This is a genomic window from Sagittula sp. (assembly GCF_052825245.1).
Genome location: NZ_JBRBWD010000055.1, coordinates 47,602 through 66,372 on the forward strand (window position 1 = coordinate 47,602; position 18,771 = coordinate 66,372).

Genomic DNA, 18,771 nt, shown 5'->3' on the forward strand with positions numbered 1-18,771 from the left:
CGTCACTCTCGTGCGGCAACCGCGCCCATGCAAGCCGGTTTCAGGCGAGATCCCGCATCGGCGCCGCCGGGACCGTGGCCGCCCGGTCCGGCGTCGGGCTGCGCGGCACGGTACCCCAGATGGCGATCCGCACCGCCGCGTAGGAGATCAGCGCAGCGAGCGGCGGCAGCATCCAAGGCAGCCATGCGACATTCGGTTCGACATCCATCAGGATCTGCCCGATCAGCGCCAGCACTGTGCCGATCGCAAAGACCAGCAGACCATGCTGCCCCAGAAGCCGCAGCGGCGCCGATGCCGTATGCGCGGCAATGCTGCGCACCACGGGCAGGCAGGACAGGACATAGAGCATCGCCAGCACATGCAGCAGGCGCGGCGCGGCCAGCAGCGTCTTGTTGTGCGTCGTGATGTGGTACGGCGCGCCAAGGCTGCTGAGCTGTGCCATCTTGTGGTTCATGAAGGATCCGAGGGCCGGAACATGCCGCCACGCGAAGGCGAAGACCACGAAGAACAGCGCGGCGTAGAACAGGGTGCGGTTGACCGGGACCATCCGCTCTCCGCGCCGGTGCCGGTGGCCGATCATTAGCCCGACGAGGAAGATCAGCTGCCATGACAGCGGCGACAGAAACCAGCCGCCGCCGCCCGGATGGTTGGGGATGTTCAGCCGGTAGGCACCGGCGACCCACCACAGCGCGACAGAGGCGGTCAGCGTCTGCCACGGCCAGCGGATCGCGGCGGCGAGGATCAGCGGCCCGGCCATCATCAGGACGATGTAGGTGGGCAGGATGTTCACGTAGCCGATCTGGTAGCCGAGGATCGGAATGCCGGTCAGCGCCGCCCGCGTGTCGGAGTAGATCAGGCCCAGATTGTGCATCGTCCTGAACTTCGACAGCAGGAAGGTGTCCGCCGCCCAGGCAAAGAGGCCGAGCGCGATGACCGTCAGCAGGATCTGCACAAGGTACAGCGTCCATGCCCGTCGCCACATCGGCGTCAGCGCCGCGCGCAGCCCGCCCTTGCCGTCGAGCCAGCGGGCGATGGCAGGGGAATAGGCGATGCCCGCCGCGATGCCGGACATGACAAAGAACGCCTCTGCCGCGTCGGAAAAGCCGAGCTCGCGGTTGGTGATCGCCTCCCACGGGTTGCCGGGCATGTGGTTGATGAGGATCATCATCAGCGCGACGCCACGAAAGAAGTCGATCCGCGGATCGCGCTCCTTCGGCGCGGGGCCGGGCCGTGCGGGCATGGGGACGATCTTGCGGTCAGGTTGCGCGGACGGGGACATCGGACGTCTCGGGGTTGGCGTCAGAGGTCTGCTCTGCCGCGGTGTCTTGGGCGCGGTCGGTCCGCGCGCGCTCGCTCAGGACCCGGAAGGCGGCGATCACGGGCGCGGGGGCGGTTTCCTCGGGGGTGAGGAAGACGCTGCGGCCGACCGGGTGAGACGTCGAGGCCAGCAGGAGCGGCGCACCGATCATCGGCACGGTCACCGGCAGGAGCCACACGGTCAGCGCAGGGGCGAGGTAGGTGGCGGCCAGAAGGGCGGCCAGTCCGCAAAGCGCGATCCAGCCGGAGGCGCGCCATGCGTCGAGCAGGGACAGCCGCCCCTCGCCGCGCTGGTTCGCGGGCCAGCCGCCGTCCTGACCGGACAGCACCTGCACAACCGCGCGGGTCTGGTACATCAGCATGACCGGCGCCAGCAGCGAGGAAAGCAGGATCTCTGTCGTGACTGAGGCAGCGGAGCGTGCGGTGCCGCCGAAATCGCGCGTCCGGCGGTCGAGCGCCGCGTGCAGCAGGATGCCGAACTTGGGCAGCAAAAGGAGGCCGATGATCCCGATGGCCAGCGCCACGATCTCGCGCGTGCGGTCGTCGGGGAAGACCGGGAAAAGCTGGTGCGGTTCCGGGAAGTAGTCCGGCAGGGGCGCGGTCGCGGTCGCGGCGACGGAGGTCACGAGGAACGCGGCCCAGAGCAGCGGCACGAGGTAGGATGCGATGCCCTGAACAAAGACGAAGCGGCTCCACCCCAGAAGGCCCGGCGCGCCGACCAGCCGCATGTGCTGCAGGTTGCCCTGGCACCAGCGGCGGTCGCGGCGGGCAAAGGCCACGATGTTGTCCGGGCCTTCCTCGTAAGAGCCGGGAATGGTGCTGTCGAGTTCGACCCGCCAGCCGCCGCGCGCCAGAAGCGCCGCCTCGACGTAATCGTGGCTCAGGATGACACCGCCGAAGGGCGGCGTGCCGCGCAGCACGGGCAGACCGCAGCACTGGGCGAGGGCGCGTACGCGCACGATGGCATTGTGCCCCCAGAACGGCCCGGTGCCGCCCTGCATCCGCTGCAGGCCGCGCGCAAAGACCGGCGCGTGAAAGCTGGCGGCGAACTGCATCGCCCGTCCGAACAGCGACGAGGCGCCGATCACCTTCGGCAGCGTCTGCAGAAGGCCAAGGCGCGGGTCCGCCATCATGCGCGAAATCAGGTGCCCGATGGTGGCACCCTCCATGAGGCTGTCGGCATCGAGGATCACCGCGAATTCGTAGGCGCCCCCGAAACGGCGGATGAACTCCTCGACGTTGCCGGCCTTGCGGCCGTGGTTGTTCTCGCGCAGGCGATAGAACACGCGCAGCCCGTCGTCGCGCGGCTGGAGCAGGTCGGCAAAGGCCGCGCGCTCCTTCAGTTGCGCCTTGGGATCGCGGGTGTCCGACAGGATCGCGAAGTCGACCTTTACCTCGGCGAACATGCACGAGCGCATCATCGCACGGATGCGGTTGGCGGCGGCCTCGGGGTCCTCGTTGCAGATCGGCAGGAGCACGACCGTGGGCGCGGTGGGCTTCGGCAGGGAATCCATGTCGATGCGGCGCCGCAACCGGGGCAGGCCGACAAGCGCCTGCACCGCGCCCCACGCCAGCCACAGCGTGGTGACGAAGATCAGCGCGATGCGCGCGAGGTCGAGCGCCTGCACACCGTCGCTGATCGCGGCGTCGGCCATCAGCGTCGCGGCAAAAGCCGCCGCACCGAAGGTGAAGGTCAGGGCCAGCGTGCGGACGAGAACCGTCGGGGCGTCCGGACGGACGGCGCTCCGGTCAGGCATTGCGCCACATCAGCCAGCGCGACAGCAGAGGAACGTAGCGCGGCCGGCTGCGTTCCAGAACCTGAGATGGCATGTCGAGCGGCGCGTTCGGCGGCAGTCCGAACATGTCCTGAGTTTCGGACCGGCCCATCAGTTTTTCTTCCATTGGTACAACCATGTTTCCGTCAGACGGCGATTACCCTGTTGAAGGTCGGCCTTGAGTTCGACCGGTTGAGGCCCTGTTGCGCGGACCTCGATCACCAGTCGCCAGAGGTGCGGCTCCTCGAGGCGTTCCAGAATGGTTTCCACGATCTCGCCGTTGACCGCGGAAACCACTTCCTCAACAGGCGTGTCGTCGTCGAGTTCCGTCATTCGTTCCGCATCGAAGTCGATGACGAATTTTTGCCGATCCTTCTGCGGATTTATGCCTGCTACGCCGCCAAAACCGGTCAAAGTGCGCAAAACACGGGCATACTGTGTATCGCTGCCGAGCGGCGCCATGCCCCAGTGAAGGCGGTAGGAGAACTCCCGTGCGTCTCCGGCCTGCACCTCGGCCTCCGGCACCCAGAAGGCCACGATGTTGTCGTTGCTTTCCAGGTCGGTCGGGATCTCGATCAGCCGGACCGCGCCGCGGCCCCAGTCGCCCACCGGCTCCACGATGAGCGAGGGACGCTTTTCGTAGTAAGCGTGGGCGTCGAGGTAATCCTCGAAGGCACGGTTGCGCTGCACGAGGCCGAAGGCAGTCGGCGCGTTTGCCCCGACATAGGAGTTTGCCAGCGTCTCCGGGTTGCTGAGCGGACGGAAAAAGCGGTGGTCGCTGGTATCTACGATCAGCGCCTCGCTGTCGTGCACCCGTTCGCGGTAGTCGTGGAACGGGCCCACGTCGTTCGGCGCAAACAGGAACATGGAGGTCAGCGGCGCGATACCGAGCTGGCGCACGTCGTTGCGGAAGAACAGGCGTTGTTCCACGTCGATCGTCGTGGTCTCGCCCGGCGTGATGGCAAAGCGGTAGGCGCCGGCGACCGAGGGGCTTTCCAGCGCGGCGTAAAAGACCACGTGCGAGGTGCCCGGTTCGGGACGCTCGATCCAGAACTCCGAGAAGAAGGGGAATTCCTCTTCGCCGCCGATGGCGGTGTTGAGCGCCAGACCGCGGGCGCTGAGGCCATAAACGTTGCCCTTGCCGAGCGCGCGGAAGTAGCTCGCGCCAAGGAAAGACACGACCTCGTCGAAGCGGTCGGGCGAGTTCACCGGCGCGTTCAGGCGGAAGCCCGCGACGCCCGGAAACTCGAAGTCGTCGGGAAAGCGCTGAGCGACGTTCTCGCCGTAGCGGAAGTCGCCGCCGGTGAAGCGCATCGGGCGCGCGGTGCCGTCGACGATCTCGTTCAGGCGCACGGGGCGGTCGAACAGCCAGCCCGGATGGTAGCCGTGCAGCACGACGCGTGACTTCGGGCCGGACCAGCGGGCGTGGTCCGGGCGGAACTGGATCTGGCGGTAGGCGTCGTAGTCGAGACCCGACACCTCCTCATCCAGAACGGGAGGAGGAACCCATTCGCGCCCGGCGCTCTCGCGCTGCCGGTCGGCCAGCCAGTCGAAGGAGAAGGGGGCGCCTTCGGCCTCCGGTTCGGGGCTGCTCTCGGGCTCTGCCTGTGCTGCGCCGCGGCAAGCGGCAAGCATGGCCGCGGCGAAGGTCTGAGCGAACAGGGTCCTGCGGGTGAGGAACGAAGAAGTTACAGCATTACGGTAAGTTGCGGGCATATGTTTGCGGCGTCGCCTCTGTATTGTCGAGCCTAGGTTGCTTTCCGCGAGCGGTTTTTCAAGCGCCGAAACGCCGCATTTTTGCGCCGGGCAACGAGTTGCGCGCAATTCCGCCGCATCGCGGCAAAAAACGTCCCGAAAACATGCGTCCTGAGGGAACCTGCTTGCATTTCGAGCGCAACTGAAACGCGAACGTGCCCCTCGAAAGGGGCATGCGACTCGTCCTGCCGCTGGGGCAACTGGCGCGTCTTGCCCGCCGCCGCGGTGCGACTCAGTCCAGATGGAAACAGAAGGAGTTGCCGGACGATGTGTTCTGCGTGCAGGTCTCACCGGCGCCCTGCGGTTTCGGTTCGGGCCAGTACCAGGCGTAGGCTTCGCCGCCGTTGATCCGCCGGATGCCGCCCTCCAGTTCGATCACGGTGCGCGCACCGGACGGCCAGTCGTGCAGCGACACCAGCCGCCCGTCCGGTTCGGCCCTCTGGATGCGGGTGCAGGGCTCCCGGTCGATCAGCCTGTCGCTGGAGTCGTAGACGAAGCAGTTGCCGGGCTGCGTCATCTCGATCGCCTGACCGTTGCGGGGCAGGGCGGCCAGCGGCACCTCGCCGGGCCAGGCCATGAACGACTGCAGGAACGAGAAGAACAGCGTCGGCTGGGCGTCGGGGAAGGCGGCGGTGGCCCAGGTGGCATTCTGCACGACGCTGCTGACGGGCCACCATGTGCGGGCAAGGTTGTACTCGTCGCCCGGGTCGAGGAACCGGCCCTCGCAGGTGCCGAGCGCCTCCATCCCGAAGTTGGTGTAGGTGAAGGTCTCGCGCTCGGGGCGGTCCACCGGCGCGCCGTTGTGGCCGTTGCGGCTCCACGAGTCGGGGTCACTGTTCAGCTGGTCCCTGGTGCGGCGATAGAGGTTCCCGCAAGCGGTGCGGATCACCGCGTCGGAGATGGCAGAGGGCGTATCGACACCCACCACCGAAATGCCCCAGCGCGCGGCCTCGCGGACGGTGGAAACGTAGAACATCTGTTCCGGCGGCGTCTCGTGCATCCGCGCGGCGAGCGAGGGCGCAAAGCGGTAGTTCACCAGGTTGCGGAAGATCTTGGCCGTGGCGGCGACGGACACCTGGTAAGCCCGCGCGACGGAGGCCGCATCGTAGCTGCCCTCCGGCACCGAGAGGCTTGGCGCGTGAAAGCCCAGCTTGCCGTCGACGTGCAGGTGGCGGCTGGTGATATAGCCGATGTCGCTGCCCGTGTCGTAGGAGCCGGCCATGAAGACGAGGGCGCAGGCGCTTTCGCACCGCGCGCCGGGCCGCACCATCGTGCCCAGCCTGCCGTGCACCGCGTCGGTCAGCTTCATGGCCTCGGTCAGCGCGCCGCCGGGGCTGTTCAGGCACAGGTTCAACGGCACCTTGAGGTCGATGTCCGGCGGTGTGCCGTCATCGTATTCGGTGTACCAGATCAGGTCGGCGTGGCGGGAATTGGTGGACGCCTGTTTGATGAGCGACAGGAACGTTTCGGTGTCGCCCGGAGCAATCGGGCCGTCGAGGGTCACGAGGCAGCCGAATTCGGGATCGTCGGTCAGGGCGAGGGTCGCGGCCATGCTGGCGGACGGCAGGAGGGTGATCAAAAGGGCGGCAAGAAGTCTGGGCATTGAATAGGTCCGTTCCGGTAATCGTCCGGTCCAGAAAAGCAAAAGGCCCAGCTTTTGGCGAGGCCTTTTCCGGAATTTCTGTGGCTTGCGTCAGCCCTGCTGGCCGCCGGTCTGCGGCGGAATCGCCGTGGCCTGTGCGGTGGCCTGGCCGATCGGGCGGGCCTTGCCGCCGTTCAGCGGATCGTCCTGGCGCTGCACCGAACCCTCGAAGTGGGCACCGGATTCGATCGCGATGGTCTTGTGGATTATGTCGCCCTCGACACGCGCGGTGGCGGTCAGGCGGACCTTCAGGCCGCGGACGCGACCGACGATGCGACCGTTCACGACGACGTCGTCTGCGACGACCTCACCCTTGATGGTGGCGCTTTCGCCGATGGTCAGCAGGTGGGCGCGGATGTCGCCCTCGACCGTGCCCTCGACCTGGATGTCGCCGGTGGTCTTGATGTTGCCTGTTACGTGCAGGTCCGGGGACAGCACGGAGGCCGGCGGCTTCGGCTTCGGAGCGGAGGGCTTGAAATCGCCGGTGGACGGTTTCGCAGACTCGGGAACGCTGGGTTTTGCCGCGGCATCGCTGCCGGGACCGGGTTCGTTGATTTTGCTTTTAGAAAACATCGTTCGCAGCCTTGATATAGATCATGGGATTGACGGGTTTGCCGCCGACACGGACCTCGTAGTGCAGGTGGGTCCCGGTCGACCGTCCAGTGTTCCCCATATCACCGATCCGCTGCCCGCGCGAGACCCTTTGACCGGTCTTCACCCGAATTTTCGACATGTGCGCATAGCGGGTTTCGATGCCGAATTCATGCTGGATCTTGACCAGTCGACCGTAGCCCGAAGACCAGTCCGCGTGGACCACGACGCCATCGGCTGTCGAATAGATCGGCGTGCCGTGCGGCGCCGCGAAATCGGTGCCCGCGTGCAGGCGGCCCCAGCGGTAGCCGAAGCCCGAAGTGAAGCGGAACGGGTCCTTCAGCGGCGTGGCGAAGGGGGCCTTCTGCGCGGCGATGCGGTAGAGGTTCAGGCGGTCCATCTGGTTCAGGATGCTGTTGGCGCGCATCGTGTCGCCCGAAGGCTCCTGACCCATGGTGGAGAAGGACAGCGGCGTCAGCGGGCCGCCCTGGCCGGTGTAGCCCTTGCGCACCTGGTTGAGGATGCGGTCGGGGTCCATGCCGGCCTTCTCGAACATCTTGTCGAGCGGCTTGACGGAAACGGTCATGGCATCTTCGAGCTGGCGGAAGATCGTGTCGTTCTTCTCTTCCATCATCTCGATCTGGGCCTGCATCTCGGAGGCGCGGATCAGTGCGTCCTGTGCGTCGGCGATCACCTGGTCACGCTCGGCCGCGGTGCGGGCCAGCGCGTCGGACAGGATGTCGAGCGTGTTGTCTTCCTGCGAGGTGCCGGACACAGCCACCGAACCGCCCTGGATCTGCTCTTCGAGCGCGGCGAGCTGGTCGGACACGCTCTCGCGCGCCTTCATGGTGTCGCGCAGGGTCGTCTGGATGACGTCGATGCCGGTTTCCAGTTCGCGGCGCCGGGTCTCGGACTCCAGCAGTTCGGTCTGCATGGAGGAGATCTGCTTCAGAGCGGCGTTGAACCGGTTCTGCGCGGCCAGCGCTTCGGAGGCGCGGTTGTCGCGTTCCGCCGACAGGGCGTTGAGCCGTTGCTGGTAGGTGATCTGTTCGCGTTTCGCCTGCTCCCGGAAGTTCCCGGCGCCGATGGAGTCCATCAGCAGGATGGCGGTCGCGATGGTCGTCCAGCTGATCACGAGCGCGGTGCCGAGAAAGGCGATGGCCTGTGTGCTGGATTTCAGTCGGATGAATCGGGTGTCGTTGTCCGATCGGAGGAAGAGTCGGCGCTCCGGAAAGAAGCGCTCTAGAATTGCATGTGTCTTTATTGCCAGACGTGTTCGCACCTGACCGTCCCTATATTGTCCCCATTTCGAAGCCTCGGTCCCCCAACCCAGCCTCGCTTTCGGGCTTACCGGGGGCATCACGGGCGTGCAACAAATTTGGGCTGGGCGACCTGTATCGTGCGCGGAACTCGGCCAAACCGGCAAGAATTCGCCGATTCCTAGACGGATCAAGGGGTTCTCTTGGGGATGTTTTCGGCGAGAGGCCAATAAAAATCAGGGGGAAGACCGGCTTCGGCGCGTTTTTCATCGTTGAACGGCGGCTTGAGCGCGCCGTGGAAGTACGTCCTGACGAGCGTGTGGAAGGCGTCCTTCGGGTCCCGGTCGTGACGGCCGCACAGGAAGTGGAACCACTTCGAGCCATAGGCGACGTGACCGACCTCCTCGGCATAGATCGTTTCCAGTGCGGCGACGGCAGAGATCGCGCCGGCCTTGCGGAAGATCTCGATCATGCCAGGCGTCACGTCCAGGCCACGGGCCTCCAGCACCATCGGCACGACCGCGAGCCGCCCCATGAAGTCGGCCACGGTGTCCTCGGCGGCGCGCCACATCCCGGCGTGGGCGGGCAGGGCGCCATAGTGCGAGCCCAGCTCCTCGAGGCAGTCGCACATCAGGTTGAAGTGCTTCGATTCCTCGTCGGCCGCCTTTACCCAGTCGTCGTAGAAGCCCGTGGGCATCGGCGTGTCGGCGAAGCGCGGAATGATGTCCCAGTGCAGATCGACGGCGTTCAGCTCGATATGGGCCACAGCGTGCAGCAGCGCGATACGGCCCTGCGGGCTGCCGGGCTTGCGTTTGGGCACGTCACGGGGATCAAGGAGTTCGGGCCGGTCGGGGCGGGCGGGACGCAAAGGCGGCTCGGCGCGACCGATGGCAATGGGCGTCCCGGCGGCGCGCGCGGCGAACCACTCCGCGGCGTAGGCGCGGGATTTCGCGGTTTTCTGCCGACCGTCCGCGGTGGTCAGAACATCCACCGCCATTTCCGAAAGTGTCATCATGGCCCGCCGTTTGCCATGCCCGGACGGCCCGGACAACGCCCCTCTTACCGTGCAAGGGCAATTCGTGCGGGCCGCGTATCAGTCGGGCAAGGGACATGCCGCCGCCCGACCGTCTGTCAAAGCCTGAGGCCCCGATGTCAGAGGGCGCGCGCGGCCTCCAGCACTTCCTCGGCGTGTCCGGGGACCTTCACCTTGCGCCATTCCTTCACGATGGCGCCGTCCGCACCAACCAGGAAGGTGGAGCGTTCGATGCCCATGAAGGTCTTGCCGTACATGGATTTTTCCTTCCACACGCCGTAACGCTCGGACAGGTCGCCCTCTTCGTCGGAGATCAGCGGCACGGTCAGCGCCTTCTTCTTCATGAACTTCTCGTGGCTGGCGATGGAATCCTTCGAGATCCCGAACACCTTCACACCCGCCGCCTCGAACTCGGGCAGGAGCGCGGTGAAGGCCTCGTTCTCCTTCGTGCACCCGGAGGTGTCGTCGCGCGGATAGAAGAACAGCACGTAGGGCGTGCCTGCCAGCGCGTCGGAGGACACCTCGCCGGAGGTGGCGGGCAGGGTGAAGGTGGGGGCTGTTTCGGACATGCGTGTCTTCCCGGAATGATTTCGTTTATGGTTGGCACATAGGGCCACACACCCCAAGCATATGGCACCGAGGCCGGTCTTCCAGTGAGCATGCAGCAGGCAACAGAAAAATCGGATGCCCCCCGGGGGCGGCGGCGGAAGGTGCTGCTGTGGTGCGCCGGTGTGATGCTGGCGCTGGTGGCGGGTCTGGGCGGCGGTATCTGGGCGATGCTGGGCCGTCCGGTCGATGCGCCCGCATGGCTGCGCGAGAGGATCGAGACTCGGATCGCCGAGAACCTGCAGGGCATCTCCATCGACTTCGGTCGAATGAGCCTCTTGATCACCGAGACGGGGCTGGCGCGGATCGTGTTGTGGGACGTCACGGTCACCAACGAACAGGGCGTCCTCGTGGCGCAGTTGTCGGATATCGAGGCGGGCGTGGCACCTGTGTCGTTCCTCAGGCGCGAATGGGAACTGCGGGAGGCGCAGGTCTCCGGCGCCTTCGTCACATTGCAGCGCGACCGCAACGGCAAGCTGGGGCTCGCGTTGGGGGATGCCTTTGCCGAGGGCACACAGGTGCCAGACCTCGCGCAGATCATCGCCCGGATCGACGCCATCGCCCTGGACCCGCGGCTTGCGAAGCTCGACCTTTTCGAGGCGGACAGCCTGACCCTGCGCTACGAGGACCTGCGCGCCCGGCGCGGCTGGACGGCGGACGGCGGGCGGCTGCGGCTGACGCGCGAAGACGGCACGCTGAAGCTGACAGGCGACGTGGCGCTGCTGTCGGGCGGGGCAGGCGTCGCCACCGTCGCCCTCGGCGCCGAAAGCCGGATCGGCGACACATCGCTCGATTTCGGGATGAACCTTCAGGATCTCGACTCCGGCGATATCGCCACGCAAAGCCCGGCGCTGGCATGGATGGACGCGCTGGAGGCACCGATCTCCGGCTCGCTGCAATCCACCCTTGCACCGGATGGCGCGCTTGGCGAAATGCGCGCCACGCTGGAAATCGGCAAGGGTGTCCTGCAACCCAACCGGGAGGCGCGGCCGATCCCCTTTGAGGGCGCGCGCACCGCCTTCACCTACGTGCCCGACGAACGCCTGATGCGCTTCGAGGAGATCCGGGTGGAGTCTGCCATGGGGCGGGTCCGCGCCTCGGGCACCACGATGCTGGACGAGGCGCCGGAGGGTGGCCTGCCGCCCGGGCTGACGGCGCAGTTCAGGCTCGATGACGTCGAGGTCGCGCAAAGCGCTGTGATGGACCGGCCCGTCATGGTCGAGGGCGCGCAGACCGCTTTCCGCCTGCAGCTCAACCCGTTTCGTGTCGACCTGGGCTCCCTCCGGATCACCGATCCGACCCTGCCGATCAGCGCGCGCGGGTGGCTGGAGGCGACGCGCGCCGGGTGGAGCATGTCGCTCGATGCGCGTGTGGCCGAGACGGTGCCGGAGCAGGTCATGGCCTTCTGGCCCGGCCAGCTCGTGCCGCAGACCCGCGACTGGGTCGGACGCAACGTCCGTGGAGGCAGGCTTTTCGATGCGAGCTTTGCCCTGCGTGCGGAGGCCGGGGCAGAGCATCCCACCACCTTCTTCGACCTGTCGTTCGAGGATGCGCTGGTCGGCGTGGCGCCCAGCCTGCCGCCGATCGAGGACGGGCGCGGGCGGCTGACCATTCACCAGCGGCGGCTGGGCCTGCGGGTCGACGAAGGTCACATCGTGACGGACCGGGGCACCGTCGACGTGGGCGGCTCGGTCTTCACCATCCCCGACCTGAAGGAGAAGCCCTCGATGGGCGAGGTCGACCTGAAGATCGACGGGCCGGTGGGCGCGGTGCTGGCCTATATCGACAACGACCAGTGGCGGGTGCTGCGCAAGGTCGGGCGGGACGCGACCCTTGCTGACGGCCGGATCGCGGCCAGCGGTCGGCTGGTCCTGCCGCTGGCGGACGGGCTGACCTTCGACGATATCGATCTGGCCTTCGCCGGGACGCTCCGCGACGTCGAAAGCGCCAAGGCGATCCCGGGCAAGACGATCCGCGGCGACGGGCTGTCGGTGAAGCTCGACAACGGCGGCGTCACCATCGCGGGACAGGCCAACGTGTCCGGGGTTCCGGTCGACGGGCGCTGGACCCAGCCCTTCGGCGGCGGTGGGTCCGAGGTCGTGGCCGACATCACGCTCAGTCCGAAGACATTGGCGGATTTCGGTGTCTCGCTGCCGAACGGCATGTTGCGCGGTCAGGGCACGGGCGCGCTGCGGGTCGATCTGCCGCCGAACGCGCCGCCGCGCTTCGAACTCGAAAGCGATCTGGCGGGGCTGGGGCTGGCCGTCCCGCAGATCGGCTGGTCGCTGGCGCCGGGCACCACGGGACGCTTTACCATCGCGGGCAACCTGTCGCCCGGGCTGCAGAACGCCGAGCTGACCCTGAAGGGTGGCGGCATGGATGCGGCCGGGCAACTGGTTTTGTCGACGTCCGGTGCCTTCGAAAGGCTCGACCTGTCGCGGGTGACGGTCGCCGACTGGCTGGACGTGTCGGGCCGCCTGCGTGCGCGCGGCGGCAACAGCGCCCCGGCGGTCGAGATATCGTCCGGCCGCGTCGACCTGCGCAGCGCGCCGTTCGGCGCCTCCGGCACAAGCGGCAGTGGAGGGGGCGGCGGTCCGCTGGCCCTGACGCTCGACAGTCTGCGCGTGACCGACAGCATCGAACTGCGCGCCTTCCGCGGCAACTTCGACCTGGCGCGCGGGCTCGAGGGGCGCTTTGACGGCCAACTCGGCGGCGCCACGCCGGTGGCCGGGCAGGTGATCCCGCAGGCAGGCGGCAGCGCCTTCCGGATCAGCGGCGAGGACGCGGGCGACATCCTGAAGGCGGCGGGGCTGCTGAAGACGGTGAAGGACGGCACCTTCAACCTCGACCTCGCCCCCGTCAGCGGCCAGCCCGGCAGCTTCGACGGGCTGATGCGCATACAGGGGACGCGGATGCAGAAGGCCCCGGCCATTGCCTCGCTTCTGGATGCAATCAGCATCGTCGGCATCATCGACCAGATGAACGGGCCGGGGATCTTCTTTTCGGACGTGGAAGCGCGGTTCCGGCTGACGCCCTCCCGCGTGATTGTGTCGGAATCGAGCGCGGTGGGGCCGTCGATGGGCATCTCGATGGACGGCTATTACGACCTCGCCAGCGGACAGATGGATTTCCAGGGCGTGCTCTCGCCGATCTACGCCGTCAACGCCATCGGCCGCCTGATCGCGCGCAAGGGAGAGGGGCTGATCGGCTTCAACTTCAACCTGCGGGGCACGACAGGCGCACCGAGGGTGGCGGTCAATCCGCTCTCGGTCTTCACCCCGGGCATGTTCCGTGACATTTTCCGCCGACCGCCGCCGAAGCTGTCGCAGTAGGCGGCAAGCAAGACATTCCAAGAGGTTGAGACATGAAGCTGTCGGATTTCGATTTCGACCTGCCCGAGCGGCTGATCGCCACGCGGCCCGCACGGCCACGCACATCCGCACGGCTGCTGGTCTGCGACGGCGGGGCGATCTCCGACGCGACGGTTGCCGACCTGCCGGACTGGCTGCGTCCGGGCGACCGGCTGGTGCTGAACGACACGCGGGTGATCCCGGCGCGGCTGTCGGGTGTCCGTCGCCGGATCGGCGAGGCGGGCGAGACCGAGGCGCAGATCGAGGTGACGCTGCTTGAGCCGCGCGCCGATGGCTGCTGGTCGGCGCTGCTGAAACCCCTGAAGAAGGTGCGCGACGGCGAAGTCATCCGTTTCTCGGACGATCTGGAGGCCGTGCTGATGTCGCGTGCGGACGGGCAAGCTGTCCTGCGGTTCAACCTGTCGGCAGAGGATTTCGACGCTGCGCTGAACGCGGCAGGCGCCATGCCGTTGCCGCCCTACATCGCCGCCCGGCGTCCTGCCGATGCGCAGGACAAGGAGGATTATCAGACCGTCTGGGCGCGCAATCGCGGCGCCGTCGCAGCCCCCACCGCCAGCCTGCATTTCGACGAACCGTTGCTCCAACGCATCGCTGACATGGGCGTCAGCTTCACGCACGTGACGCTGCACGTAGGCGCCGGCACCTTCCTGCCGGTCAAGGTCGAGGACGTGACGACCCACCGGATGCACGGCGAATGGGGCGAGGTCACGCCCGAAGCCGCCGCCGAGATCGCAGAGACCCGCGCGGCAGGCGGACGGGTGATCCCGGTCGGCACCACCGCACTGCGCCTGATCGAAACGGCCGCAAAGGGCGGACAGATCGCGCCCTTCCGGGGTGTGACCGACATCTTCATCTATCCCGGCTTCACCTTCTACGTGACCGACGCGCTGATGACGAACTTCCACCTGCCGAAGTCGACGCTGCTGATGCTGGTCTCGGCGCTCATGGGGCAGGACTGCATCCGCGAGGTCTATGCCCATGCGGTGGCAGAGGAATACCGGTTCTTCTCCTACGGCGACGCATCCCTGCTGATCCCGTCCCGCACCGGGGCACCCTGACGCACGTGGGCCGGGCCGCATCGGCGAATAACCCCACGTTTACGACGATCTGCCCATCAAGGGTCGCACAGCGACTTCGAATCGTGCATGGCGTCGCAGCAAGACAAGGCACCCGTCCCGGCAGTCTGTCAGGGTAGGGTGCAGCGAGGAAAGAAGAATGCTTTACGTGATGAGAACATCCTGGCCGCTGCTGCTGGGAATGCTGCTGCTTATGGTCGGGAACGGCTTGCAGGGCTCCCTCCTGGGTGTGCGCGGCAGCGCGGCAGGCTTTTCGACCACCGCGATGGCAGTCGTGATGTCGGCCTACTTCGCCGGTTTCCTCTTCGCGTCGCGCATGGTGCCGGAGATGATCCGCCGGGTCGGCCACGTCCGGGTCTTTGCCGCGCTCGGCTCCTTCATCTCCGCGGCGCTGATCCTGTTCCCCGCCGTGCAGCACCCCGCCGCATGGGTGCTGGGGCGTCTGGTGCTGGGCTTCTGCTTCTGCGGGGTCTATGTGACGGCGGAAAGCTGGCTGAACAACACCGCCACGAACGAGACGCGCGGCCAGACGCTGTCGGCCTACATGATCGTGCAGACGCTCGGCATCATCGCGGCACAGGCCCTGCTGATCGTGCCGGACATGTCCGGGTTCCTGCTGTTCGTCATCCCGTCGGTGCTGGTTTCGATCTCCTTCGCGCCGATCCTCCTGTCGATTTCGCCGACGCCAGCCTTTGAATCGACCAAGCGGATGACCCTGAGAGAGCTGTACGGCGTGTCCCCGCTGGGGATGGTCGGCATCTTCCTGCTGGGCAGCGTCTTTGCCGCGCAGTTCGGCATGGCGGCGGTCTATGCGACCGAGGCCGGGATGCGGCTGGGGCAGATCTCCATCTTCGTCGCGGCCTTCTACGTCGGTGCGCTTTTCATGCAGTACCCGCTGGGCTGGATCTCCGACCGGGTCGACCGGCGCGGCCTGATCATGATCGTCGCGGCACTGGGCGCGGCAGGGGCCATCGTCGCCGTCATGGCGGAAAGCTACTGGGTCATCGTCGGATGCGCCGCCGTCATCGGCGGCTGCTCCAACCCCTTGTATTCGCTTCTGATTGCCTACACCAACGACTTCCTCGAGTCAGAGGACATGGCCGCGGCCTCCGCCGGTCTGCTGTTCATCAACGGCGTGGGCGCGATCGCCGGTCCGCTGGTCATCGGCTGGGTCATGCAGGTCATGGGCCCGCCGGGGTTCTTTGTGCTGATCGCGGCGCTGCTGGTCGCCCTGACCGCTTATGCCGCCTACCGGATGACTCAGCGTCCCGCACCTGCGGTGGAAACGACCGGCGCCTATGCCCCGGTCCTGCCGTCCGCTTCGCCCGTGGCAATGGAAGTCGCGCAGGAGTATTTCATCGAACGCTCCGAAGAGGACGAGGAATGACATTCGTGCGCCTGATGTACTTGTCAGAAAGTGACAACAAATGTGATTGGGCGTGTGGACACGGGTATGTGTAACAATTTTTTAACGTATTCGACGGCGCCCATGAGGAGGAACACATGGCACGGCCTGAAGACATTCTTGCGTTCTGGCTCGACGAGGTAGGACCGGACGGTTGGTACAAGCAGGACGAGGCGCTGGATCAGGAGATCCGCGACCGCTTCCTGACCGCCTGGGAGGGGCAGATGCAGGGACGTTACGGCCTGTGGCTGACGTATCCCTCCGGCACGCTGGCCTACATCGTGCTGGCGGACCAGTTTCCGCGGAACATGTTCCGCGGGCAGGGCACGGCCTTCGCCTCCGACCGCATCGCGCTGGCCGCCGCCAAGCAGGCGATCCACCGCGGCTGGGACATGCGCATCGACGAGCCGTCCCGGCAGTTCTTCTACCTGCCGCTGATGCATTCGGAGAACCTTTGCGATCAGGACCGTTGCGTCCGACTGATGAAGGAACGGATGCCGGCCTCCGGCGACAGCAACCTGATGCACGCCAAGGTGCACCGCGAGGTCATCCGCCAGTTCGGCCGCTTCCCCTATCGCAACGACGCTTTGTCGCGGAAGACCACAGAGGCCGAGAAGGCCTTCATCTCCGACGGCGGTTATGGCGCGATCCTGCGCGACATGCAGGCCGAAGCAGAAGCTGCATGATTTCGGCCACTTGCGCGCGCCGGGGACACAAGCGGTCTTGATCCCCGGCGGCCCGCGCGCCTAGCTTGTACCAGGCCCTTTCAGGGGCCCGGGCAGGGAGGGCCGGATGAGCGCAACTTACGACATGGTGGTGATCGGGGCCGGACCCGGCGGGTACGTGGCCGCGATCAGGGGGGCCCAGCTTGGCCTGCGCACGGCAATCGTCGAGCGGGAGCACCTGGGCGGCATCTGCCTCAACTGGGGCTGCATTCCCACAAAGGCGCTGCTGCGTTCCGCCGAGGTCTTCCACCTCATGCACCGCGCGGCGGAGTTCGGCCTGAAGGCAGAGGGCATCGGCTTCGACCTCGACGCCGTCGTCAAACGCTCGCGGGGCGTCGCCAAGCAGCTGAACTCCGGGGTCGGGCATCTTCTGAAGAAGAACAAGGTCGACGTGGTCATGGGCGCCGCGCAGATCGAGGCGCCCGGCAAGGTCCGGGTCGGCGACACCGTGCTCGAGGCGAAGAATATCGTCGTGGCCACCGGCGCGCGGGCGCGGGAGCTTCCGGGGCTGGAGGCCGATGGCGACCGGGTCTGGACCTACAAGCACGCGCTGCAACCGAAGCGGATGCCGAAGAAACTGCTGGTGATCGGCTCCGGCGCCATCGGGATCGAGTTCGCGAGTTTCTTCAACACCCTCGGCGCGGAGGTCACGGTGGTCGAGGTGATGGACCGCATCCTTCCGGTCGAGGATGCAGAGATCGCCGCTTTCGCGAAGAAGCAGTTCCAGAAGCAGGGAATGACGATTCTCGAAGGCGCCTCGGTCAAATCTTTGGATCGCGGCCCGAACGGCGTTGTGGCGCATGTGGAAAAGGGCGGGGAAACGTCGAAAATCTCCGTCGATACAGTGATTTCGGCTGTCGGCATTGTCGGAAATGTCGAAGACCTGGGGCTGGAGGGCCTTGGCGTGCGGGTGGAGCGGTCACACGTCGTGACCGACCCCTTCTGCCGCACCGGAATCGACGGCGTCTATGCCATCGGAGACGTGGCCGGGGCGCCGTGGCTGGCCCACAAGGCCTCGCACGAGGGCGTCATGGTGGCGGAGCTGATCGCCGGCGGTCACCCACACGCGGTCGATCCGGGCAGCATCGCGGGCTGCACCTATTGCCACCCGCAGATCGCCTCGGTCGGACTGACGGAGGCGAAGGCGAAGGAGCAGGGCTTCGACGTGAAGGTCGGCCGCTTCCCCTTCATCGGCAACGGCAAGGCCATCGCGCTCGGCGAGACGGAGGGCATGGTGAAAACGGTGTTCGATGCCAAGACGGGCGCATTGCTGGGCGCGCACATGGTCGGCGCAGAGGTCACGGAGCTGATCCAAGGATACGTGGTGGGCCGTCAGCTCGAAACCACGGAGGAGGACCTGATGCAGACCGTCTTCCCGCACCCGACGCTGAGCGAGATGATGCACGAATCCGTTCTGGACGCCTGGGGGCGCGCCATTCATTTCTGACGGATGGTGGGCGAGGGCGGGCGGTCAGCCCTCCCGCCGTTTCCGTGCAAGCAGGTCGAGCACCTTGCGGGCGCGGGGACGGATCCAGTCCCATAGCACCGGCGCGCCGGCGTCGATCTTGCGTCCAACGTTGGTTTCGAACGTCCCCCAGTCGACATCGTAATCGACCCACGACCCGCCGCCGTTGGCGATGTTCAGGTTGGGTGGGGCGAACCGGTCGAGCGACTTGGCAAATCGTGCTTCCGGCGTCTCGTTGGCCTCGAACTCCTCCCAGATCGCGCGGAACTGCCGGCGCTGGTCCTCGGGCAGGAGGCCGAAGATCCGGTCGGCGGCGCGCGCCTCCGCAGCCTCGATGGCCGTGGTGTCATGGGTGCCGAAGACCGGCGCGTCACCGGCGTCGATCTCCACCAGGTCGTGCAGCAGAAGCATCGCGATGACCTTGCCCCGGTCGATCTGTGCGGGCGCGTGTTCGGAAAGCGTCAGCGCGAAAAGCGCGATGTGCCAGCTGTGTTCGGCGGAATTCTCGAACCGCGAACCGTCGGCCAGCCGCGTGGCGCGGGAGACGGACTTGAGCCGGTCGGCTTCCATCAGGAAGTCCATCTGGGCGTCGAGGCGGGTCGGGGCGGGATCTGTCGTCATGGCAGAGAGGTGCACCGTGGCGCCACGAGACGCAAGATCAAGACGCGGGCAAAGACGGGAGTGCTGGGTCCGGCGCAGGGCGCGTCCGGAACGGGTCAACAAGGCAGCGGGGAATCTACGGTATGCGACC

15 protein-coding genes are annotated in these 18,771 nt (G+C 66.7%); 5 read left to right on the top strand and 10 right to left on the bottom strand.

The window, feature by feature from the left end:
- Positions 1 to 40: 40 nt before the first annotated feature.
- The 9 genes from ACU0DV_RS22270 to ACU0DV_RS22310 all read right to left on the bottom strand — a co-directional run bounded on the left by ACU0DV_RS22270 (position 41) and on the right by ACU0DV_RS22310 (position 9,941).
- Entirely contained in the window at positions 41 to 1,240 is a 1,200-nt protein-coding gene (locus ACU0DV_RS22270; RefSeq protein ID WP_446242953.1) for an OpgC family protein, read from the bottom strand.
- A gap of 16 nt (positions 1,241 to 1,256) precedes the next feature.
- Positions 1,257 to 3,074 carry a glucans biosynthesis glucosyltransferase MdoH gene (gene mdoH / locus ACU0DV_RS22275; RefSeq protein WP_446242954.1) on the bottom strand — a complete coding sequence of 606 codons (1,818 nt, stop codon included), beginning with the start codon at positions 3,072 to 3,074 and terminating at the stop codon, positions 1,257 to 1,259.
- Positions 3,067 to 3,219 carry a hypothetical protein gene (locus ACU0DV_RS22280; RefSeq protein WP_157814878.1) on the bottom strand — a complete coding sequence of 51 codons (153 nt, stop codon included), beginning with the start codon at positions 3,217 to 3,219 and terminating at the stop codon, positions 3,067 to 3,069. The genes mdoH and ACU0DV_RS22280 overlap by 8 nt, the downstream gene beginning before the upstream one ends.
- Positions 3,204 to 4,808 (bottom strand): glucan biosynthesis protein, encoded by a 1,605-nt coding sequence (locus ACU0DV_RS22285; protein ID WP_446242955.1) that lies wholly within the window; start codon positions 4,806 to 4,808, stop codon positions 3,204 to 3,206. The genes ACU0DV_RS22280 and ACU0DV_RS22285 overlap by 16 nt, the downstream gene beginning before the upstream one ends.
- Before the next feature lie 271 nt (positions 4,809 to 5,079).
- A complete protein-coding gene (locus tag ACU0DV_RS22290) occupies positions 5,080 to 6,450 on the bottom strand; it encodes a hypothetical protein (protein ID WP_446242956.1) in 1,371 nt (456 codons plus the stop codon).
- Between the two features lie 90 nt (positions 6,451 to 6,540).
- The gene (locus tag ACU0DV_RS22295; RefSeq protein ID WP_100926890.1) at positions 6,541 to 7,062 is read right to left on the bottom strand and encodes a bactofilin family protein; all 522 of its coding nucleotides are present in this window, start codon (positions 7,060 to 7,062) and stop codon (positions 6,541 to 6,543) included.
- Positions 7,052 to 8,362, bottom strand: coding sequence for a DUF5930 domain-containing protein (locus ACU0DV_RS22300; protein ID WP_446242957.1), 1,311 nt, complete (start codon positions 8,360 to 8,362; stop codon positions 7,052 to 7,054). Before ACU0DV_RS22300 ends, ACU0DV_RS22295 begins: the two co-directional genes overlap by 11 nt.
- A 167-nt stretch (positions 8,363 to 8,529) precedes the next feature.
- Positions 8,530 to 9,354, bottom strand: coding sequence for a ferritin-like domain-containing protein (locus ACU0DV_RS22305; RefSeq protein WP_446242958.1), 825 nt, complete (start codon positions 9,352 to 9,354; stop codon positions 8,530 to 8,532).
- Positions 9,355 to 9,491: 137 nt separating this feature from the next.
- The gene (locus ACU0DV_RS22310; protein ID WP_446242959.1) at positions 9,492 to 9,941 is read right to left on the bottom strand and encodes a peroxiredoxin; all 450 of its coding nucleotides are present in this window, start codon (positions 9,939 to 9,941) and stop codon (positions 9,492 to 9,494) included.
- 141 nt (positions 9,942 to 10,082) lie between these two features.
- On the opposite strand from ACU0DV_RS22310, the gene ACU0DV_RS22315 reads away from it, so the two are divergent.
- From ACU0DV_RS22315 to lpdA, 5 genes are all read left to right on the top strand, one after another.
- Positions 10,083 to 13,310: a YhdP family protein gene (locus tag ACU0DV_RS22315; RefSeq protein ID WP_446242960.1), complete on the top strand. Its 3,228-nt coding sequence runs from the start codon at positions 10,083 to 10,085 to the stop codon at positions 13,308 to 13,310.
- Positions 13,311 to 13,342: 32 nt separating this feature from the next.
- The gene (gene queA / locus ACU0DV_RS22320; RefSeq protein WP_446242961.1) at positions 13,343 to 14,407 is read left to right on the top strand and encodes a tRNA preQ1(34) S-adenosylmethionine ribosyltransferase-isomerase QueA; all 1,065 of its coding nucleotides are present in this window, start codon (positions 13,343 to 13,345) and stop codon (positions 14,405 to 14,407) included.
- Between the two features lie 157 nt (positions 14,408 to 14,564).
- Complete coding sequence (locus ACU0DV_RS22325; RefSeq protein ID WP_100926884.1) at positions 14,565 to 15,812, top strand: MFS transporter; 1,248 nt, start codon at positions 14,565 to 14,567, stop codon at positions 15,810 to 15,812.
- Between the two features lie 116 nt (positions 15,813 to 15,928).
- Positions 15,929 to 16,516 (top strand): DUF924 family protein, encoded by a 588-nt coding sequence (locus ACU0DV_RS22330; RefSeq protein WP_100926883.1) that lies wholly within the window; start codon positions 15,929 to 15,931, stop codon positions 16,514 to 16,516.
- Positions 16,517 to 16,622: 106 nt separating this feature from the next.
- Positions 16,623 to 18,002, top strand: coding sequence for a dihydrolipoyl dehydrogenase (gene lpdA, locus ACU0DV_RS22335; RefSeq protein ID WP_446242962.1), 1,380 nt, complete (start codon positions 16,623 to 16,625; stop codon positions 18,000 to 18,002).
- 24 nt (positions 18,003 to 18,026) lie between these two features.
- Here lpdA and ACU0DV_RS22340 read toward each other — a convergent pair whose 3' ends face one another.
- Entirely contained in the window at positions 18,027 to 18,641 is a 615-nt protein-coding gene (locus tag ACU0DV_RS22340; protein WP_446242963.1) for an HD domain-containing protein, read from the bottom strand.
- Positions 18,642 to 18,771 lie beyond the last annotated feature (130 nt).

Bases quoted from the DNA above. Each gene is read 5' to 3' on its own strand.
- ACU0DV_RS22270 (WP_446242953.1), bottom strand. From the start codon at position 1,240: ATGCCCGCACGGCCCGGCCCCGCGCCGAAGGAGCGCGATCCGCGGATC.
- mdoH (WP_446242954.1), bottom strand. From the start codon at position 3,074: ATGCCTGACCGGAGCGCCGTCCGTCCGGACGCCCCGACGGTTCTCGTC.
- ACU0DV_RS22280 (WP_157814878.1), bottom strand. From the start codon at position 3,219: ATGGAAGAAAAACTGATGGGCCGGTCCGAAACTCAGGACATGTTCGGA.
- ACU0DV_RS22285 (WP_446242955.1), bottom strand. From the start codon at position 4,808: ATGCCCGCAACTTACCGTAATGCTGTAACTTCTTCGTTCCTCACCCGC.
- ACU0DV_RS22290 (WP_446242956.1), bottom strand. From the start codon at position 6,450: ATGCCCAGACTTCTTGCCGCCCTTTTGATCACCCTCCTGCCGTCCGCC.
- ACU0DV_RS22295 (WP_100926890.1), bottom strand. From the start codon at position 7,062: ATGTTTTCTAAAAGCAAAATCAACGAACCCGGTCCCGGCAGCGATGCC.
- ACU0DV_RS22305 (WP_446242958.1), bottom strand. From the start codon at position 9,354: ATGATGACACTTTCGGAAATGGCGGTGGATGTTCTGACCACCGCGGAC.
- ACU0DV_RS22310 (WP_446242959.1), bottom strand. From the start codon at position 9,941: ATGTCCGAAACAGCCCCCACCTTCACCCTGCCCGCCACCTCCGGCGAG.
- queA (WP_446242961.1), top strand. From the start codon at position 13,343: ATGAAGCTGTCGGATTTCGATTTCGACCTGCCCGAGCGGCTGATCGCC.
- ACU0DV_RS22325 (WP_100926884.1), top strand. From the start codon at position 14,565: ATGCTTTACGTGATGAGAACATCCTGGCCGCTGCTGCTGGGAATGCTG.
- ACU0DV_RS22330 (WP_100926883.1), top strand. From the start codon at position 15,929: ATGGCACGGCCTGAAGACATTCTTGCGTTCTGGCTCGACGAGGTAGGA.
- lpdA (WP_446242962.1), top strand. From the start codon at position 16,623: ATGAGCGCAACTTACGACATGGTGGTGATCGGGGCCGGACCCGGCGGG.
- ACU0DV_RS22340 (WP_446242963.1), bottom strand. From the start codon at position 18,641: ATGACGACAGATCCCGCCCCGACCCGCCTCGACGCCCAGATGGACTTC.